The following is a 16,116-nucleotide window of genomic DNA, read 5'->3' on the forward strand; positions in this document are numbered from 1 at the left end:
CGGGCGCGGCCACGGGGGCCGCCGCATGCGGTGTGCGGCGGGCCGACCGTGGCGTGCCGGCGACTCCGATCCCGGCGACCGCATGACCGACTTCGATACCGCATGACCGACTTCGATCGCGGCGACCGCTCGGCCGCCTTCACTCACGGCGACCGCATGGCCGCCTTCACTCAGGGGGACCGCATGACCGACAGCCACGGGAGCGTCGTATGACCACCACCGTCTCCGCCTCGGGGCTCAGCCTCCGGTACGGCGGCACCCGCGCCCTCGACGACGTGTCGCTGCGGCTCACGCCCGGCGTGACCGGGCTGCTCGGGCCCAACGGCGCCGGGAAGACCACGCTGCTCCGGGTGCTCGCCACCGCCGTGCCCGCCGACCAGGGCTCCTTCACCGTGCTCGGCCACGACCCCGGCAGCTCGCGCGGCCGCCACCAGGTCCGCCGCTCGCTCGGCTATCTGCCCCAGACCCCGGGCCTGCACCCGGACTTCAGCGCCTTCGAGTTCGTCGACTACGTGGCGATCCTCAAGGAACTCACCGACCGCTCCGCACGCCACCGCGAGGTGCGCCGCGTGCTGGAGGAGGTCGACCTGGGGGACGTACGCGGCAAGCGCATCAAGAAGCTGTCCGGCGGGATGCGGCAGCGGGTCGCGCTGGCCGCCGCGCTCGTCGGTGACCCCGGCTTCCTCGTCCTGGACGAGCCGACCGTCGGCCTCGACCCCGAACAGCGCATGCGGTTCCGGGAGTTGATCGCCCGGGCCGGAGAGGGCCGGACGGTCCTGCTGTCCACCCATCAGACCGAGGACGTGGCGATGCTCTGCAACCGCGTCCTGGTCATGGCCCGCGGCCGCATCCTCTTCGAGGGCACCCCCGCCGAACTGACCGCCCGCGCGGCCGGCCGGGTGTGGAGCAGCACGGAACGCGCCCCGGGCGCGAAGGCGGGCTGGCGCACCGGCACCGGCTCCTTCCGCAACGTCGGCGACCCGCCCGCGGACGCCGAGCTCCTCGAACCGACCCTGGAGGACGGCTACTTGCTCACCCTGGACGACGTGAGCGCGGAGGCGGCGGCGTGAGTGTGCTGACGAAGACGGCGGCCGACACCGCCGTAACCGAAGCGGATCCGCGGCGCTCGTGGGCGGCCGTGATCGCGCTCGCCCGCTTCGAGGCGCGGGACCTGCTGCGCTACCTCCCGGTCGCGGCGACCCTGCTGCTGTACATCGGCCTGACCGCCTGGACGCTGTTCCGGTCCAAGGACGGCATGGACGCCTTCCCGGCCCTCCAGGACGTCGACCGGAACACCCAGACCGGGCCCCTGCTGCTGGGGATCGCCCTGTTCGTGTGCGTCAACCGGTGCACACTGCGCTCCCGCCGGCGCGGCACCGACCGGCAGTTCGACGTGCTGGTCATGGAGCCGTGGCGGCGGACGGTCGCGCACGTGCTGTCGGTGGTGCCCTACGCGGTCCTCACCGCGGTGGTCGTGCTCGGGGAGTTCACCCGGCAGGCCCTCAGGCCCGGTGCGGCGGGCCATGGCTCGCCGGCCGAACTGGCCGTCGGCCCGCTGTACGTGCTGCTGTGCGGGGCACTCGGGGTGCTGCTCGCCCGGCTGGTGCCGAGCGTGTTCGCGGCGCCGGTCGCCGTGGTCGGCCTCTTCGTCCTGAGCGTGTTCGTCTCCGTGGGCACCGGCGGTGCGCAGTGGTCGCGGTGGCTGTCGCCGATCGTGGACGAGGTGAGCGGCGCCACGGTCTTCCCCTCGGACCTCATCGGCCGCCCGGCCGCCTGGCACGCGCTGTATCTGGCGGGCCTGATCCTGCTGTTGGCGCTCGGCGCGGTGCTGGCGAGCGGGGGCCGCGGGCGGTATGTGCAGATCGGCGCGGCGGGGGCGCTGGTGCTGACGCTGGTCGGGGCGGTGGCCCAGTCCGCGGGCGTGTCACCGGAGTTGGCGGCGGCGCGGGAGCGGGCCTCGGTCGCCCCGCAGCGGGACCAGTCGTGCGTGGAGCGGGCCGGCTCGACGTACTGCGCCTTCCCCGAGTGGACCGGCCGGGCGGACGACTGGGCACAGGTCGTGGACCGCGTCCGGTCCCAGGCCGGGGGTATGGCGGCCCGGCAGCCCCTTCTCGTACGGCAGCGGATCGAGGCACGGTACGGCCTCAGCGTCGACTCGGCGATCTCTCCGCTCACCACGCCGGGGCAGGTGACCGTGGGTGCGCGCTGGGGTGGCAACCGGGTTCCCGAGTTCGCGGTCGGGGTGGCGTCCGTGCTGGTCACCGGGGTCGAGTCGAAGGGCGGTGAGCTGTGCGACGGGCGGGTGGTCACCGTGATGTGGCTCGTCCTGGGCGGGTCCGCCCACCCGCTGGCCGACTTCGCGGACGTCCGCCTCGACGACAGCGTCACCGGCTCGGCCTACGTCCTCGCCCCGACCGACGGACTGTCCATGTCGGCGGCCCAGACCGAGGTCGTACGACACCTGCTGGACCGCCCCCGTGCCGAGATGACGGCAACCGTGAAGCGGAACTGGAACGCCCTGACGGCACCCGGGGTCACCACGACCCGGGTGGCACAACTGCTGGGGGTCAAGGAGCCGAAGGGGGCGAAGGACTGTGCCGAGGAGTGACGGACGAGGTGAGCGGGGGCGCGCGGGGGAGCGGGCTCGGACGGGCCGTGGGGATGCGGCGACTGGGGGGCGGTGGCGGGGAGTTCGGCGGATTGTGGACGGGAGCGGGGCCGGGGGAGCGCCGGTGGTCGAGGACGGGGCGCGGGGTCGGACGGGCCGGGAGGCTCGGCGGGTGGCCGTGGTCGAGGACGGCCGGCCGGCGGCGCGGACGGTTCGCCGGGATGCGGTCGGCGGCGCGCGGTGGCGGGGGTTCGGGGTGAGGCGGGGGTTGGTCGTGGCTGTGGGGCGCCTGCTGCCCTGGCGGGCGGTCGGTGCCGGTGCGGTCGGCGGGCTGCTGGTCGTCGGGGTGCCGCGGTGGCTCTCCGGGGAGGTGGACCCATGGCTCGGGCTCAACCTGCTGCGGGCCGCCGCGCTCGTCTTCGCGCTCGGGCTGGCCTTCCTCCTGGACGATCCGGCCCGGCAGCTCACCACCCCCGTACCCACCCGGCGTTGGGCCCGGACGGGACTGCGCGTCGCGCTGGTGGCCCCGGTCGCCGCGGTGTGGTGGACGGCCGCGCTGCTCCTCGTACCGGCGGGGGCCCGCCCCCCGCTCGGCCCGGTCACCCTGGAGGCCGGGGCCACGGTCGCCCTCGCCCTGGCCGCCGCGACCGCGGCCGTCCGCTTCACGCAGGAGCCCGAGCCGGGTCCCTCGGTGGCCGCGGGCCTGCTGACCCTCGCCCTCCTCGCCCCGGCCCTGATCCCGTCCCGCTGGGACCTGTTCGTCCCGCCCGGGGATCCCGCCTGGGCGGCGGCACATGTGCGGTGGGCCGTGGTCCTGACGACCGCGGTCCTGATGGGAGCGGCCTGTGCACCGGAACCGGTGCGCGGCCTGCGGTGGAGACGCGCGGTGTCGTGAACGGGGCTGAGGGGCGCCCGGGGTGACGCGCACTCAGATGCTCAGGCCGACGGCCATGCCGTGCTCGTCCCTCAGCAGTACCTCCAGCGTCACCGGTTCGCTCAGCCGCAGCCGGCTCACGTCTCCGTGCGGTACATCAGGTCCGTCTCGTACGTCGTGAAACCGAGCCGTTCGTAGACCGACACCGCCGCCTGGTTGTCGGCGTCGACGTACAGCATCGCCGTGGGCAGGCCCTTGTCCGCGAGATGGCGGAGCCCGATCGTGGTGAGGGCCTTGCCGAGGCCGCCGCCCTGGGTGCCGGGGCGGACGCCCAGGACGTAGACCTCGCCGAGTTGTTCGGCCGTGTGGACCTTGGTCCAGTGGAAGCCGACGAGTTCGTCGCCGCGGAAGGCCAGGAAGAAGCCCGCCGGGTCGAACCAGGGCTCCGCCTTGCGGTCGTCGAGGTCGCGCTGGGTCAAGGAGCCCTGTTCCGGATGGTGGGCGAACGCGGCCGCGTTCACCGCGAGCCAGTCGGCGTCGTCCTCGCCGGGCACGAAGGCACGGACCGTCACGTCGGCGGGCAGCACCGGGTCGGGCAGCTCCAGGCCGGCCAGGGGGCGCCGCATCTGCCGTAGCTCACGGAAGAGGGTCAGGCCGAGGACCTGGGCGAGATGCCGGGCGGCGCTGCGGCCGCCGTGGGCCCACACCCGCAGCCGCTTGCCGGAGGCGGCGAGGAGGGCGGAGCCCAGTGCGCGGCCGTGGCCGTGGCCGCGGTGGGAAGGGTGGACGACCAGCTCCGCGGCCGGCGCCTCCACCGGGTCGGTGTCCTCCAACTGCGCGTAGCCGGCCAGTTCGTCGCCGACGTACAGCAGCAGATGGGACACGCCCTCGCGCGCGCCGCCCCGCAGTTGCAGCCGGCCCTGCTCGGACACCGCCTGCTGGCCGTCGGCCCGCGCGGCCTCGGCGAGGAGCGCGAGAACGGCCTCGGTCTGGTCCGGCGAGAGCGCCGAAAGGGTCTCGATGGAACGGGCGATGCCGGGGTGTGCGATGTCGTCGCTGGTCATGGCTACGAGGGTAAGGGGAGGTCCGGGCAAAGCGGCGGCAAAGAAGCAACCAGGATGTAACCACGAAACCTCTGTTGCGCTACGCGCGTTGACCCTAGGCTGCGCCGGACGGGGCCACTTTCACATCCGGATCTCAGGGGGGCGTATGCCAGCCATGTCCCAGCAGCAACCGCGCCACAGACGTACGTACCGACTCCTGGCCGCGGCCGCCGGTCTCGCCACCGTCGGCGCCCTCGCCGCCGCGCTGCCCGCCGGCGCGCACGACGGCTCGCACGGCAAGCCGCTGCCCAGCCGCTACCAGGACGTCCAGCTGCTGTCCTTCAACGACCTGCACGGCAACCTGGAACCGCCGTCCGGCTCCTCCGGCCGGGTCACCGAGCTCCAGGCCGACGGGACCACGAAGACCATCGACGCCGGCGGTGTCGAGTACCTCGCCACCCATCTGCGGGAGGCGCGCAAGGGGAACGCGTACTCCGTCACCGCCGCCGGTGGTGACATGGTCGGCGCCTCGCCCCTCATCTCGGGTCTCTTCCACGACGAGCCGACCATCGAGGCGCTCAACAAGCTCGACCTGGACGTGACGAGCGTCGGCAACCACGAGTTCGACGAGGGCGCGGTCGAGCTCGGCCGGCTCCAGAACGGCGGCTGCCACCCCACCGCCGGCTGCTACACGGACAAGACGTTCGAGGGCGCCGACTTCCCCTACCTCGCGGCCAACGTCCTGAACGAGAAGACCGGTCGGCCGATCCTCAAGCCGTACTGGGTGTGGAAGAAGAAGGACGTCAAGATCGGCTTCATCGGCGTCACGCTGGAGGACACCCCGGGTGTCGTCTCCGCCGAGGGCGTCAAGGGGCTGAAGTTCAAGGACGAGGTCGAGACGATCAACAAGTACGCCCGTGTGCTCCAGAAGCAGGGCGTGAAGTCGATCGTGGCCCTCATCCACGAGGGCGGCCAGCCGGCCTCGGGCTCCTACAACTACAACTGCGACTCCCCGGGCCCGGGCGACGGCATCTCCGGCCCGATCGTCGACATCGCGAAGAACATCTCGCCGTCCGTGGACGCGCTGGTCACCGGCCACACCCACGCCGCGTACGTGTGCACGATCCCCGACCCCTCGGGCAGACCCCGCATGGTCACCTCGGCCGCCTCCTTCGGCCGTCTCTACACGGACACCACGCTGACGTACGACCGCTTCACCGGCGACATCGCCCGTACGTCCGTCAAGTCGGCGAACCACGTGGTCACCCGGACCGTCCCCAAGGCGCCGGACATGACCGAGCTGATCGGCAAGTGGAACACGCTCGCGGCGCCCATCGGCAACCGGGCGATCGGGTACATCTCCGCCGACGTCCCGAACACCGGCACCGAGTCGCCCATGGGTGACCTGATCGCCGACGCCCAACTCGCCTACGGCAGGAAGCTCGACGCCGGGACCGACCTCGCGCTGATGAACCCGGGCGGGGTCCGCGCGGGCCTCACCTACGCGGCCAAGGGGACCGAGGGCGACGGCGTGGTGACCTACGCCGAGGGCTTCATCGTGCAGCCCTTCTCCAACACCGTGAACCTCCAGGACTTCACCGGTGCCCAGCTGATCAAGGTGCTCCAGGAGCAGGTGAGCGGGTCGAACGCGGCCTCGCCGAAGATCCTTCAGCCGTCCTCCGGTCTCACGTACACGCTCGACCTGACGAAGAGCGGTGCGGACCGGATCGTCGTCGACTCGGTGAAGCTGGACGGCACGGCCATCGACCCGGCGGCCACCTACCGTGTCGCGACCAACAGCTTCCTCGCGGGCGGCGGTGACGGCTTCACCACCCTGGGCCAGGGCACCAACGACCTCGTCGGCGGCGACGACCTGGCCGCGCTGGTGGACTACCTCACGGCCAACTCCTCGGCGACCACCCCGATCACACCGCCGGCGGCGAACCGGATCACGGTCGTCAAGTAGCCCGTGAACTGACGGCCCCGCCGAACCACCGCCGCAGTCGCCGGCGCCCTCGGCGGGGCCGCTTCGCGGTGAGAGCGGCCGTCTCAGCCGCCTCCGTCCGTGACCCTGCCCCGTCAGTCCCGCCTCGGGCCGGTGATCGCCTCACCGATCACGAAGCCCTTGGCGGGGCCTTCGGGAATGGTGACCTCGGTGCCGTAGGGAACACGGTGGATGTCCTCCCAGTCGGCCTTGTCGGGACGCGGGCCGGTGAAAAGGGTGACGGCGCCCTGACCGTCGTGGTCGTCGATGAGGACGTACACGGGGATGCCGGCGCGGGCGTACTCGCGGCGCTTCTTGACCCGGTCGCGGTCCTGGTTGCGGTTGCCGGGGGAGACGACCTCGACGACCAGCTGGAGCACCTTGGCGTTGACGCCCACGCCGTCCTCGTCCGCGTAAGGCTCCAGGTCTTCCGGAGCGACGAAGGCGTCCGGGATCCAACCCCTTCGTTTGTGCACGACATTGGTGTCCTGGTGACAGGCGTACTCGCTGCCGTCCAGGAACTTGTCCAGCGCCCGGCGCAGACGATTGGCGATCTGGGCATGGGACACACGACCGGTCGGCGACACCTCGATGGCTCCCTCGATGATCTCAGCGCGGTAGCCCTCGGGGAGTTCCATGGCCTTCCATGCCTGCCACAGGACCTCGTCCAGGTCGGGTCCGTTCAGGAAATCAGGCTGAGCCTCGGACATGGTCTTAGGCCTCTCGTGCGCGAGAGCGGTCAAGGGGGCACCTCCTCATCAAGTGTGGGCTGGGTGTGGGCGGGGCACAAGCAACGCGATCACGCTAGGCAGGGCCGTATGGCTGACCAGCGGGAACGACCCCGGTTCACCCGTTCGAGCGAGGGTCACCCGTCCGGGATCAGAACGGCTCCGCCGCTCTCAGGATCCGGTCCGGCAGGTACGGCGATCGGACCCTGATCTCCCAGCCCCTTCGGCGGGCATGGCAGGTCAGGGCCAGTAGGTCGACGGTGAGGGCGGCGTCGGGGGTGGTCGCGCGGTCCGCGACGGCGTAGTGGTCGCGGTGGGTCGCGAGCGCGTCCAGGAGGGCCAGGTTGAAGCTCTCCGCGTCGCCCTCCACCAACTGGGAGAACAGGACCGCGGGCGGCGGCAGGACCCCCTGGTCACGGGCCTTCTCGGCGTCCCGCAGCGCCTGGTCCGTGGCCGGCTCGGGATCCTCGCCGCGCAGATACGCGTGCAGCGCCCGCCGGTAGGAGGCCGTCAGGGACCGGTCCGGCCCGACCCGCTCCGGCCCCGCCAGCACCAGCGGCGCCAGATGCTCCCGCCGGCCCGTGATCAGCGCGAGGTGCACCGCCCGGTGCCACGCCCCCGCCCCCGCGTCCTCGTCCCGGCAGGCGGGGAACGTCACGGTCGCCCCGTCGATCGTCACCGCCACCTCGGTCCCCGGCTCCGCCAGCGTGGTCCGGAACAGCGCCGCCGCCAGCTCGGCGGCCAGCCGCAGGTTCTCCAGCTGGGCGTCGCTCGCGTCGGCCGCCTGCCCGGCGCGGGCCTTGAAGAGCAGCTCCTGGTAGATGACGGCGTACGCCAGCTCGAAGGTGTCCAGCGACTTGCCCGGCCCCGGTGTGACGGCGTCCCGCGTGTACCGCTCGAACTGCTCCTCGCTGTCCGGATCCAGCGGCCGCGGCATCGGCGCCCGCCCGAACTCCACCACCCCGGCGGCGAGTTCGGCCACCGCGTCCGGACGCCGGTCCCGGCCGTAGGGGCCCACCCGGGGCGGCGCGGCCGCGAAGCCGGTGATCAGCGCGTCCGGCAGATAGTCGCTGTCGGCGGCCGGCGGCCACCCCTGGTGCCGGTACGCCAGCGCCGTCAGCGCGATCGGCAGCAGTGGGAGCAGACTGCCCGGCCGCGCTCCGGGCCCGGAGGTCTCGGACAGCGGCCGCAGCAGTCGTACGACCGCGTCGCCGAACCCCTCCCGGTCGCCCGCGGCGAGCGCGCGCAGCGCCTGGAGCCCGATGCCGTACGGCTCCTCGGCGAGCTGTGCGCCGGTCCCCGCGGCGAGGGCCCGGACCCGGTCGAGTGCCGCGTCGAGCGCGGTGAGCCTCTGCTCGGGTGAGGGCGGAAAGGTGGTGTCCTCGTCGGCGGTGTCGCCGACGACGTACGCCATGAAGCCGTTGATCAGCTCGGCGTCGGGCCGCCCCGAGCGGCCCTGTTGAGCTGCCTCGCGGGCGAAGTGAAAGGCCTCGCCGTGCCATTGGGTCTTCTCGACGAGGATCGCAAGGCAGAAGGCGTCCAGCCAGGTGTCCGCCGAGACCGGCTCGGGGGTGCCGCCGGGTTCGCGGTCGTAGACGATGCCCCAGTTCGGGTAGGTGAGGAAGACCTCGAAGTGGTCGCGCGGGAAGTACGCCGCGTAGGCCACCGCGCCGGCCGCCGCCTCCGCCGCGTCCTCCAGGACCGCCTTCGCCTCGGGGGAGCGCAGGTCGGGTGTCCGCACCGAGAGCGCGCCGAGGTACTCGACGAACTCCTGGGAGATCAGCCGCCACTCCCACGCCGTCACCGGGCCGGCCTTGGCCAGGGAGTGGACCTGCGAACCGATCCTGTTCGCGAAGTCCTCCCGCACCGCCGAGACGGCCGCCTCACCGACCCGATGCCTCTCGATACGCACCATGTCCCGCTCCCCCGTCGGACCCCTCGATCTACGGAAACCAGCGTAGATCGAGGGTCTGACAGAGGCGTGAAGGTGTGGAGACCGGCAGGTCAGGAAGGGCTCGGGGGCCAGACCGCGAGCACGGAACGTCGCCGCGCGAAGTCGCCTACTTGGCGCAGGACTTCGGGTCGAGGTTCTCCTGCCACTTGTCCTCACGGCCGTCCGGCTGGCCGTTGGGCAGGAGCTTGTCGGAGACGCCGTCGATGTAGTAGCCGTACGAGTAGACGGTCTTCCAGCTCGCGTCCCGGCCGCGCCAGGTGTGCGTGGTGACCTCGCCGTCGCCCTTGTTCCACTGGTAGTCCTCGACGTAGAACACCGGGTTCACGCGGACCACCCGCTGGTACGGCGTCCAGGTGGTCGCCACCTGGGTGCACGGCGGTATCGACTTCTCGCTGCGCCGCTCGAAGGACGAGGTCTTCTCCCAGCCCCACTCGTAGCCGGCGCTGCCGCCCAGGCTGCCGGAGAAGATGCTCTTGGCCAGCGAGAGGCTGATGTTGGCGCCGACGCTCTTCTTCGCGAAGGTCTTGGTGCTGTAGCCGCTGACGAAGGTCACCTTGTCCTCGGTCGTGCCGTGGTTGCCGGTCCACTCCGAGGTGCGCACCGGCTCGCCCTTCACCGACCAGGTCGAGGCCTGGGCGTACCCGCACCAGCCGCGGAACAGCTCCCACGGCCCGGCGGGGACCCACAGCCCGACCACGTCCCGCAGGTACTCGTCCCGCGTCTTGAACTCGCCGGTGTCGACGTTGAGCGCGCCGTACACCCCGGTCAGGCTGGTCTCCTGGCCGCACAGCCGGTCCAGCATGACGTCGGTGTTCCCGGGGTCCACGCCCCGGACGTTCTGGGCCCCGCCGGGACCGGCGGCCTGCGCGGTCCCCGAGCCGGCCAGCACACCGGCCAGCGCGAGGGCGGCGGAGGCGGCGGCGAGGGCTGTTCTCTTCAGAGGTGACGTACGGATGAGTCGCATGGGGGTTGGCTCACTCCCGAGTGCTGAGCACAGATGCGTGGGGCACCTGTCTGACAGCCCTGGAAGATGGCAGAGAACCCGTGAGTAGGGTCGAGATCGCGGGAGGGATGACAGGACATTGACAGCGGGCGGACCGCTGTTGTCGTCCTTTGCCCGGTTACGGGGCCGGGCTCTCCGGTGGGGGGATCGGGGCCCCCGGCAGCCGTACGGTCGCGATGGTGCCGCCGCCGTCCGCGTGGTCCAGGGCGACCTGACCGCCGGCCTGCTCGACCGTGCGGGCCACGATGGACAGACCGAGGCCGGAGCCGGGCAGTGCGCGGGCCGACGGGGAGCGCCAGAAGCGGTCGAAGACGTGCGGGAGTTCCTCGGCGGGGATGCCGGGGCCGTGGTCGCGGACGGTGAGGACGCCTTCGCTGAGCCGGACCTCGATGGTGCCGGCCTCGGGGCTGAACTTCACCGCGTTGTCGAGGATGTTGACGACGGCCCGCTCCAGCGCGGACGGCTCGGCCCGGGTGTACCAGGGCTCCAGCGAGGCGTTGATGGTCAGCTCGGGTCCGCGCAGCCGCGCCCGGCGCAGGGCCGCCTCGACGGTGTCCTCCAGGGAGACCACCTGCACGCGTTCGCCGCGCTGGCCCTGCGAGCGGGACAGCTCCTGCAAGTCGCCGATCAGGGAGGCCAGTTCGGTCATCTGCGCCTTCACCGAGGCGAGCAGGGCCTTGCGGTCGGCCTCGGGGAGGGGGCGGCCGGTCTCCTCGCTGCGGGTGAGGAGCTCGATGTTGGTGCGCAGGGAGGTGAGGGGGGTGCGCAGCTCGTGACCGGCGTCGGCGATCAGCTGCTGCTGGAGTTCGTGGGAGTTGGCGAGGGAGCTGGTCATCGAGTTGAACGACCGCGACAGCCGGGCGACTTCGTCCTCGGCGTCGTCCTCGACGGGGATGCGGATGCTGAGGTCCTCGGTGCGGGCCACTTCCTCCACGGCCTCGGTGAGCTTGTCGACGGGGCGGAGACCGGCACGGGCGACGGCGAGGCCGGCGGCTCCTGCGCCGAGGACGCCTACGCCGGAGACGAGGAGGAGGATGAGGGCGAGTTCGTTGAGGGTGGACTGGGTCGTCTTCAGGGGGACGGCCACGGTGAGCGCGGCCTCGGTGTAGAGCTGGGGCTGCGAGCCCGGCCCCTGACTGACGTACAGAGGTGTCGTCAGCACGCGTACGGCGTTGCCCTTCGAGTCGGTGCCGTTGCGCAGGAGTCCCCTTTTGCTGATCGCGTTCCTGACCACGTCCTCGTCGCCGCCGGTGGTCTTCACCCTGCCCAGGGAGTTCGACGAGACGCACGCCTTGCCGTCCGCCTGCACCAACTGGAGGTAGACCTCGTCCCGGATCCGGAAATCGCCGTAGCTCTCCACCGGCGTCTGGGGGCACTCGGTGAGGGTGGCCACGACCGCCTGCGCCTGCTGTGGCCGCGCCGAGTTCTGCAGATCCTCGTCGAGCTGGTCGTACAGCTTCCCCTGCACGATGAACCAGCACGTCACCGACACCGCCGCCACCGCGAACGCCACCGCCGCCGCCACCAGCAGGGCCAGGCGGGACCGGATGGGGAGGGACCGGAAACGGCGTTGCAGCCTGTTCACTCGGCGCCGCCCTGTCGGAGCACGTACCCCACACCCCGCACCGTGTGCACGAGACGCGGCTCGCCGCCCGCCTCCGTCTTGCGGCGCAGGTACATCACGTACACGTCCAGCGAGTTCGACGACGGCTCGAAGTCGAAGCCCCAGACCGCCTTCAGGATCTGCTCCCGCGTCAGCACCTGCCGCGGGTGGGCCATGAACATCTCCAGGAGCGTGAACTCCGTGCGGGTCAGTTCCACCGGCCGCCCCGCCCGGGTGACCTCGCGCGTCGCCAGATCCATGCGGAGGTCCGCGAAGGTGAGCGCCTCGTCGTCCTCGGCGGCCGCCGCCCCGGCCGCCGCCGCGTAGGAGGACCGCCGCAGCAGCGCCCGGACCCGGGCGAACAGCTCGTCCAGTTCGAACGGCTTGACCAGGTAGTCGTCGGCGCCCGCGTCGAGCCCGGTCACCCGGTCGCCGACCGTGTCGCGGGCCGTCAGCATCAGGATGGGGGTGGTGTCGCCCGCGCCGCGGATGCGCCGGGCCGCCGTGAGCCCGTCCATGCGGGGCATCTGGATGTCGAGGACGACCAGGTCGGGCCGGTACGCGGTCGCCTTGTCGAGGGCGTCGGCCCCGTCCACGGCGACCTCCGTGTCGTAGCCCTCGAAGGCGAGGCTGCGCTGGAGTGCTTCGCGCACCGCCGGCTCGTCGTCGACGATCAGGATGCGCTGGGGGTCACGGTCGCCTTCGGCGGGGCTCATGGCTTCGGATTCCTCGGGTGCGGTGGGGACGGCAGGGAGCTGAAGGGTGAACGTTTTCAGCCTCGCACGGTTCCCGGCCGGTGCGAGAGGGGCACGGGGTCAGCGGGCGGCACTGCGGCGCCGGGCGCGGCCCGCGCCCGCCCCGCGGCGGGCCACCGCCGGGGAGGCCACCTCGGGCGCCCGCGGCACCGGGGCGTGCAGTTCGTGGGCCACGTCGAGGGCCAGGGCGAACCCGGCCGGGTCGGTGCCGGACACCGTGTGCGAGACCTGCTTGATCATGACGTACTCCCTACGGGGTGGGATGAAGCTCAGTTGTCGCTGCCGCCGGCCCGCAGCGTGGCCAGGTCGGACTTGACGGTGTTGATCGGGATGGAGAACCCGAGGCCCGCGCTGCCGGCCGTCGAGGAGTCCGAACTGGCCGAGTACATCGCCGAGTTGATGCCGATGATGTTGCCGTTCATGTCGATCAGGGCGCCGCCGGAGTTGCCCGGGTTCAGCGAGGCGTCGGTCTGGATCGCCTTGTACGTCGTCGTCGAGGAGCCGGTGTCGCCGTTGAACTGCTGGCCGCCGAACTCGAACGGCCACTGGCCGTTGCCGCCGCCGCCCTGGCCCTGGTTGCCCTGCTGCTGGCCCTCGTCGGTGGAGACGGTGACGTCCCGGTTGAGCGCGGAGACGATGCCGCTGGTGACGGTGCCGGTCAGGCCCTCGGGGGAGCCGATCGCCACGACCTGGTCGCCGACCTGGACGCCGTCGGAGTTGCCGAGGGTGGCCGGGCTCAGACCGGAGGCGTTCTCCAGCTTGATCAGGGCGAGGTCCTTCTTGCTGTCGGTGCCGACGACCTTCGCGGTGTAGGTCTTGCCGTCGCTGGTGCTCACCTTGATGGAGGAGGCGCCGGAGATGACGTGGTTGTTGGTGATGATCTCGCCGTCACTGGTGATGATCACGCCGGAACCGGTGGACTCACCGGCGTTCGAGCTGGCGTTGATCTCGACGATGCTCGGGCTGACCGCCTTGGCGACCCCGGCGACCGTGCCCTTGGCGGAGGACGGCACCACGTTGGTGCTGGTGCTGCTGGAGGCGACCGTGTCGTTGCCGGTCAGCTCCTGGATGCCGTAGGCGGTGCCGCCGCCTATCGCCGCGGCGACGATCGCGACGGCGGCGAGGAGGGCGAGGGGGCCCCGGGTACGCCGCTTGGGGGTGGGGGCGGGCTCGGCGGGGGGCGCGGCGAGAAGAGCGGTTCCACCACCGTTGCCGTCGCCGCCGTAGGAACCGTCGCCGCCGTAGGAACCCGCGCCGCCGGAGGCGAAGGCGGCCGGCTGCTGGACCGGCGTCGTGGGCCGGCTGTCCTGCGCGGCCGGAGCCGGCTGCGCGGGCGGCTGGGTCGGCGGGGGCGGCCACTCCGGGTTCACGGGCGACGAAGCATGCTGCTGCTGGGCGCCCTGGTGGGGGTTGTCGTACTGCTCGTACTCGCCGTCGCGGCGGAAGCTCTCGGTCATGTCAAAAAGCTTGTCGCGCGACCATGAGAGCTTCCTGAGTGCTCCCTGAGAAGCCCGGCAGAACCTCGTATGCCCGATATAAGGCCGTCGCTGGCCCTCCGGCCAGGCGCTCTCAGACGGTCCTCAGAAACTCACTCGCACCCGCAGGACCGCCGTACGACCAGACGGGAGGGGAACACCTTCACCCGCTCGCGACGGGAGCCCGCCACCCGCAGCCCGTCGTCCAGGACCAGGTCCACCGCGGCCCGGGCCATCGCCGAGCGGTCCGAGGCGATGGTCGTCATCGGCGGATCGGCGAGCGCGGCTTCCTTGATGTCGTCGAAGCCGATGACCCCCAGCTCGCCCGGCACGTCGATGCGCAGCTCGCGCGCGGCCCGCAGCAGGCCGATCGCCTGGTCGTCGGTGGAGCAGAAGATCGCGGGCGGGCGCCGCGGCCCGGCGAGGATCTCCAGGCCCACCTGGTAGGCGTCGTAGCGGTTGTACGGCGCCTCGAAGAGCCGTCCCTCGGTGGGGAGCCCGGCCGCGTCCATGGCCTGCCGCCAGCCCTCGACGTGGTCGGAGACCGGGTCGCCGACGGAGGGGGTCTCGGCGGTGCCGCCCATACAGGCGACGTAGGGGTAGCCGTGGCCCAGCAGATGCTCGACCGCGGTCTTCGCGCCGGTGACGTCGTCGAGGACGACGGCGACGTCGTCGATCGCCTCCGGCCGTTCGTGCAGCAGGACGACCCGGGCGTCCCAGGCCTCGATCTCGGCGGCCGCGTTGTCGTTCAGCGCGTGCGAGACCAGGATCAGCCCGGACACCCGCATCCCGAGGAACGCCCGCAGATAGTGGACCTCGCGCTCGCCGATGTAGTCGGAGTTCCCGACGAGCACCATCTTCCCGCGCTCGGACGCGGCCTGTTCGACCGCGTGCGCCATCTCCGCGAAGAACGGCTGGCGCGCGTCCGGCACGATCAGGCCTATGAGATCCGTGCGCCGGGACGCCATCGCCTGGGCGACCCGGTCCGGCCGGTACCCCAGCTCCTTGATCGCGGCGAGGACACGCTCGCGCGTGGCCGGGGCAACCGGCCGGGGTCCGTTGTTGATGACATAGCTGACCACCGCGGTGGACGTCCCCGCGAGTCTTGCCACGTCATCCCTGGTTACCTTGGCCACGCGCGGAGTCTACGCGGATGGACCCGCTCTGGGCAGGGCGTGAAGGAGGTCCCTGTACCCCCGCGAGAGGCTCGCGGGCGTGCGTCGGTACGGGAGCCCTGCCCAGGTGCGGAACGCGCTACGCCTCTACGTCCTCAAGGACGACACTCTCGTCCACATTGTCCGCCTTTGCCGGTTCCGCCTTGACCTTCGCCTCGTCGGGGATCCGGTCGCCCTTCTCGGGCGTAACGAATCGATAACCGACGTTCCGGACGGTCCCGATCAGCGACTCGTGCTCGGGGCCGAGCTTGGCGCGCAGCCGTCGTACGTGCACGTCGACCGTTCGGGTGCCGCCGAAGTAGTCGTAGCCCCAGACCTCCTGGAGCAGCTGCGCGCGCGTGAAGACGCGGCCCGGGTGCTGGGCGAGGTACTTGAGGAGCTCGAACTCCTTGAAGGTCAGGTCGAGGACCCGGCCCTTGAGCTTCGCGGAGTAGGTGGCCTCGTCGACGGACAGGTCGCCGTTGCGGATCTCCATGGGGGAGTCGTCGTTGACGATCTGCTGGCGGCCCATGGCGAGCCGCAGTCGCGCCTCGACCTCGGCCGGTCCGGCGGTGTCGAGGAGCACGTCGTCGATGCCCCAGTCGGCGGTGACGGCGGCGAGGCCGCCCTCGGTCACCACGAGGATGAGCGGACATCCCGGCCCGGTGGAGCGCAGCAGCTGGCACAGGCTGCGCACCTGGGGCAGGTCACGGCGTCCGTCGATCAGGATGACGTCGGCACCAGGGGTGTCGACGAGTGCGGGGCCTTCCGCCGGAGCCACACGCACGTTGTGCAGGAGCAGGCCGAGGGCCGGAAGCACCTCCGTCGACGGCTGGAGGGCGTTGGTCAGGAGCAGCAGAGAACTCATACGTCTGGTTCCTCCTCGGTCCCGGCGAGGTCACGGCTTTCGTATACGGGGGGTATCCGAAAGCACG

The 16,116-nt window shown here is 71.8% G+C and carries 14 protein-coding genes; 4 read left to right on the forward strand and 10 right to left on the reverse strand.

Annotation, left to right across the window (positions count from 1 at the left end; translation table 11 throughout):
• Nucleotides 1–209: 209 nt before the first annotated feature.
• From ACFULQ_RS25605 to ACFULQ_RS25615, 3 genes are all read left to right on the forward strand, one after another.
• The gene (locus ACFULQ_RS25605; RefSeq protein WP_383547562.1) at nucleotides 210–1,070 is read left to right on the forward strand and encodes an ABC transporter ATP-binding protein; all 861 of its coding nucleotides are present in this window, start codon (nucleotides 210–212) and stop codon (nucleotides 1,068–1,070) included.
• Nucleotides 1,067–2,608: an ABC transporter permease gene (locus tag ACFULQ_RS25610; RefSeq protein ID WP_383547565.1), complete on the forward strand. Its 1,542-nt coding sequence runs from the start codon at nucleotides 1,067–1,069 to the stop codon at nucleotides 2,606–2,608. Before ACFULQ_RS25605 ends, ACFULQ_RS25610 begins: the two co-directional genes overlap by 4 nt.
• Before the next feature lie 268 nt (nucleotides 2,609–2,876).
• Entirely contained in the window at nucleotides 2,877–3,503 is a 627-nt protein-coding gene (locus ACFULQ_RS25615) for an ABC transporter (protein WP_383547568.1), read from the forward strand.
• Nucleotides 3,504–3,619: 116 nt separating this feature from the next.
• Here the strand turns inward: ACFULQ_RS25615 and mshD are convergent, their stop codons facing one another.
• Nucleotides 3,620–4,546 carry a mycothiol synthase gene (mshD, locus tag ACFULQ_RS25620; protein WP_383547571.1) on the reverse strand — a complete coding sequence of 309 codons (927 nt, stop codon included), beginning with the start codon at nucleotides 4,544–4,546 and terminating at the stop codon, nucleotides 3,620–3,622.
• A gap of 145 nt (nucleotides 4,547–4,691) precedes the next feature.
• Here mshD and ACFULQ_RS25625 point away from each other — a divergent pair, with 145 nt between their 5' ends.
• Nucleotides 4,692–6,491, forward strand: coding sequence for a bifunctional metallophosphatase/5'-nucleotidase (locus tag ACFULQ_RS25625; protein WP_383547574.1), 1,800 nt, complete (start codon nucleotides 4,692–4,694; stop codon nucleotides 6,489–6,491).
• Nucleotides 6,492–6,604: 113 nt separating this feature from the next.
• On the opposite strand, the gene ACFULQ_RS25630 is transcribed toward ACFULQ_RS25625, so the two are convergent.
• From ACFULQ_RS25630 to ACFULQ_RS25670, 9 genes are all read right to left on the reverse strand, one after another.
• On the reverse strand, nucleotides 6,605–7,252 hold the full coding sequence (locus tag ACFULQ_RS25630; protein WP_383547577.1) for a Uma2 family endonuclease: 648 nt from the start codon (nucleotides 7,250–7,252) through the stop codon (nucleotides 6,605–6,607).
• Between the two features lie 136 nt (nucleotides 7,253–7,388).
• A complete protein-coding gene (locus ACFULQ_RS25635; protein ID WP_383547580.1) occupies nucleotides 7,389–9,152 on the reverse strand; it encodes an immunity 49 family protein in 1,764 nt (587 codons plus the stop codon).
• A 145-nt stretch (nucleotides 9,153–9,297) separates the two neighbouring features.
• Nucleotides 9,298–10,155 (reverse strand): hypothetical protein, encoded by an 858-nt coding sequence (locus ACFULQ_RS25640; RefSeq protein ID WP_383547583.1) that lies wholly within the window; start codon nucleotides 10,153–10,155, stop codon nucleotides 9,298–9,300.
• Between the two features lie 157 nt (nucleotides 10,156–10,312).
• Nucleotides 10,313–11,779: an ATP-binding protein gene (locus ACFULQ_RS25645; RefSeq protein WP_383547586.1), complete on the reverse strand. Its 1,467-nt coding sequence runs from the start codon at nucleotides 11,777–11,779 to the stop codon at nucleotides 10,313–10,315.
• Nucleotides 11,776–12,513: a response regulator transcription factor gene (locus ACFULQ_RS25650; protein WP_280850711.1), complete on the reverse strand. Its 738-nt coding sequence runs from the start codon at nucleotides 12,511–12,513 to the stop codon at nucleotides 11,776–11,778. The genes ACFULQ_RS25645 and ACFULQ_RS25650 overlap by 4 nt, the downstream gene beginning before the upstream one ends.
• Before the next feature lie 99 nt (nucleotides 12,514–12,612).
• A complete protein-coding gene (locus ACFULQ_RS25655; RefSeq protein ID WP_383547590.1) occupies nucleotides 12,613–12,792 on the reverse strand; it encodes a hypothetical protein in 180 nt (59 codons plus the stop codon).
• 29 nt (nucleotides 12,793–12,821) lie between these two features.
• The gene (locus tag ACFULQ_RS25660; protein ID WP_383547593.1) at nucleotides 12,822–14,009 is read right to left on the reverse strand and encodes a S1C family serine protease; all 1,188 of its coding nucleotides are present in this window, start codon (nucleotides 14,007–14,009) and stop codon (nucleotides 12,822–12,824) included.
• 131 nt (nucleotides 14,010–14,140) lie between these two features.
• A complete protein-coding gene (locus ACFULQ_RS25665; protein ID WP_383547596.1) occupies nucleotides 14,141–15,163 on the reverse strand; it encodes a LacI family DNA-binding transcriptional regulator in 1,023 nt (340 codons plus the stop codon).
• Nucleotides 15,164–15,281: 118 nt separating this feature from the next.
• Nucleotides 15,282–16,049 carry a response regulator transcription factor gene (locus tag ACFULQ_RS25670; protein ID WP_383547599.1) on the reverse strand — a complete coding sequence of 256 codons (768 nt, stop codon included), beginning with the start codon at nucleotides 16,047–16,049 and terminating at the stop codon, nucleotides 15,282–15,284.
• Nucleotides 16,050–16,116 lie beyond the last annotated feature (67 nt).

Source organism: Streptomyces sp. NPDC057253 (assembly GCF_042669125.1).
GTDB lineage: Bacteria > Actinomycetota > Actinomycetes > Streptomycetales > Streptomycetaceae > Streptomyces.

Excerpts from the sequence above, each read along its gene's own strand:
- ACFULQ_RS25670 (WP_383547599.1), bottom strand. The coding sequence starts at position 16,049 with ATGAGTTCTCTGCTGCTCCTGACCAACGCCCTCCAGCCGTCGACGGAG.
- ACFULQ_RS25655 (WP_383547590.1), bottom strand. The coding sequence starts at position 12,792 with ATGATCAAGCAGGTCTCGCACACGGTGTCCGGCACCGACCCGGCCGGG.
- ACFULQ_RS25660 (WP_383547593.1), bottom strand. The coding sequence starts at position 14,009 with ATGACCGAGAGCTTCCGCCGCGACGGCGAGTACGAGCAGTACGACAAC.
- ACFULQ_RS25635 (WP_383547580.1), bottom strand. The coding sequence starts at position 9,152 with ATGGTGCGTATCGAGAGGCATCGGGTCGGTGAGGCGGCCGTCTCGGCG.
- ACFULQ_RS25605 (WP_383547562.1), top strand. The coding sequence starts at position 210 with ATGACCACCACCGTCTCCGCCTCGGGGCTCAGCCTCCGGTACGGCGGC.
- ACFULQ_RS25650 (WP_280850711.1), bottom strand. The coding sequence starts at position 12,513 with ATGAGCCCCGCCGAAGGCGACCGTGACCCCCAGCGCATCCTGATCGTC.
- ACFULQ_RS25640 (WP_383547583.1), bottom strand. The coding sequence starts at position 10,155 with ATGCGACTCATCCGTACGTCACCTCTGAAGAGAACAGCCCTCGCCGCC.
- ACFULQ_RS25625 (WP_383547574.1), top strand. The coding sequence starts at position 4,692 with ATGCCAGCCATGTCCCAGCAGCAACCGCGCCACAGACGTACGTACCGA.
- mshD (WP_383547571.1), bottom strand. The coding sequence starts at position 4,546 with ATGACCAGCGACGACATCGCACACCCCGGCATCGCCCGTTCCATCGAG.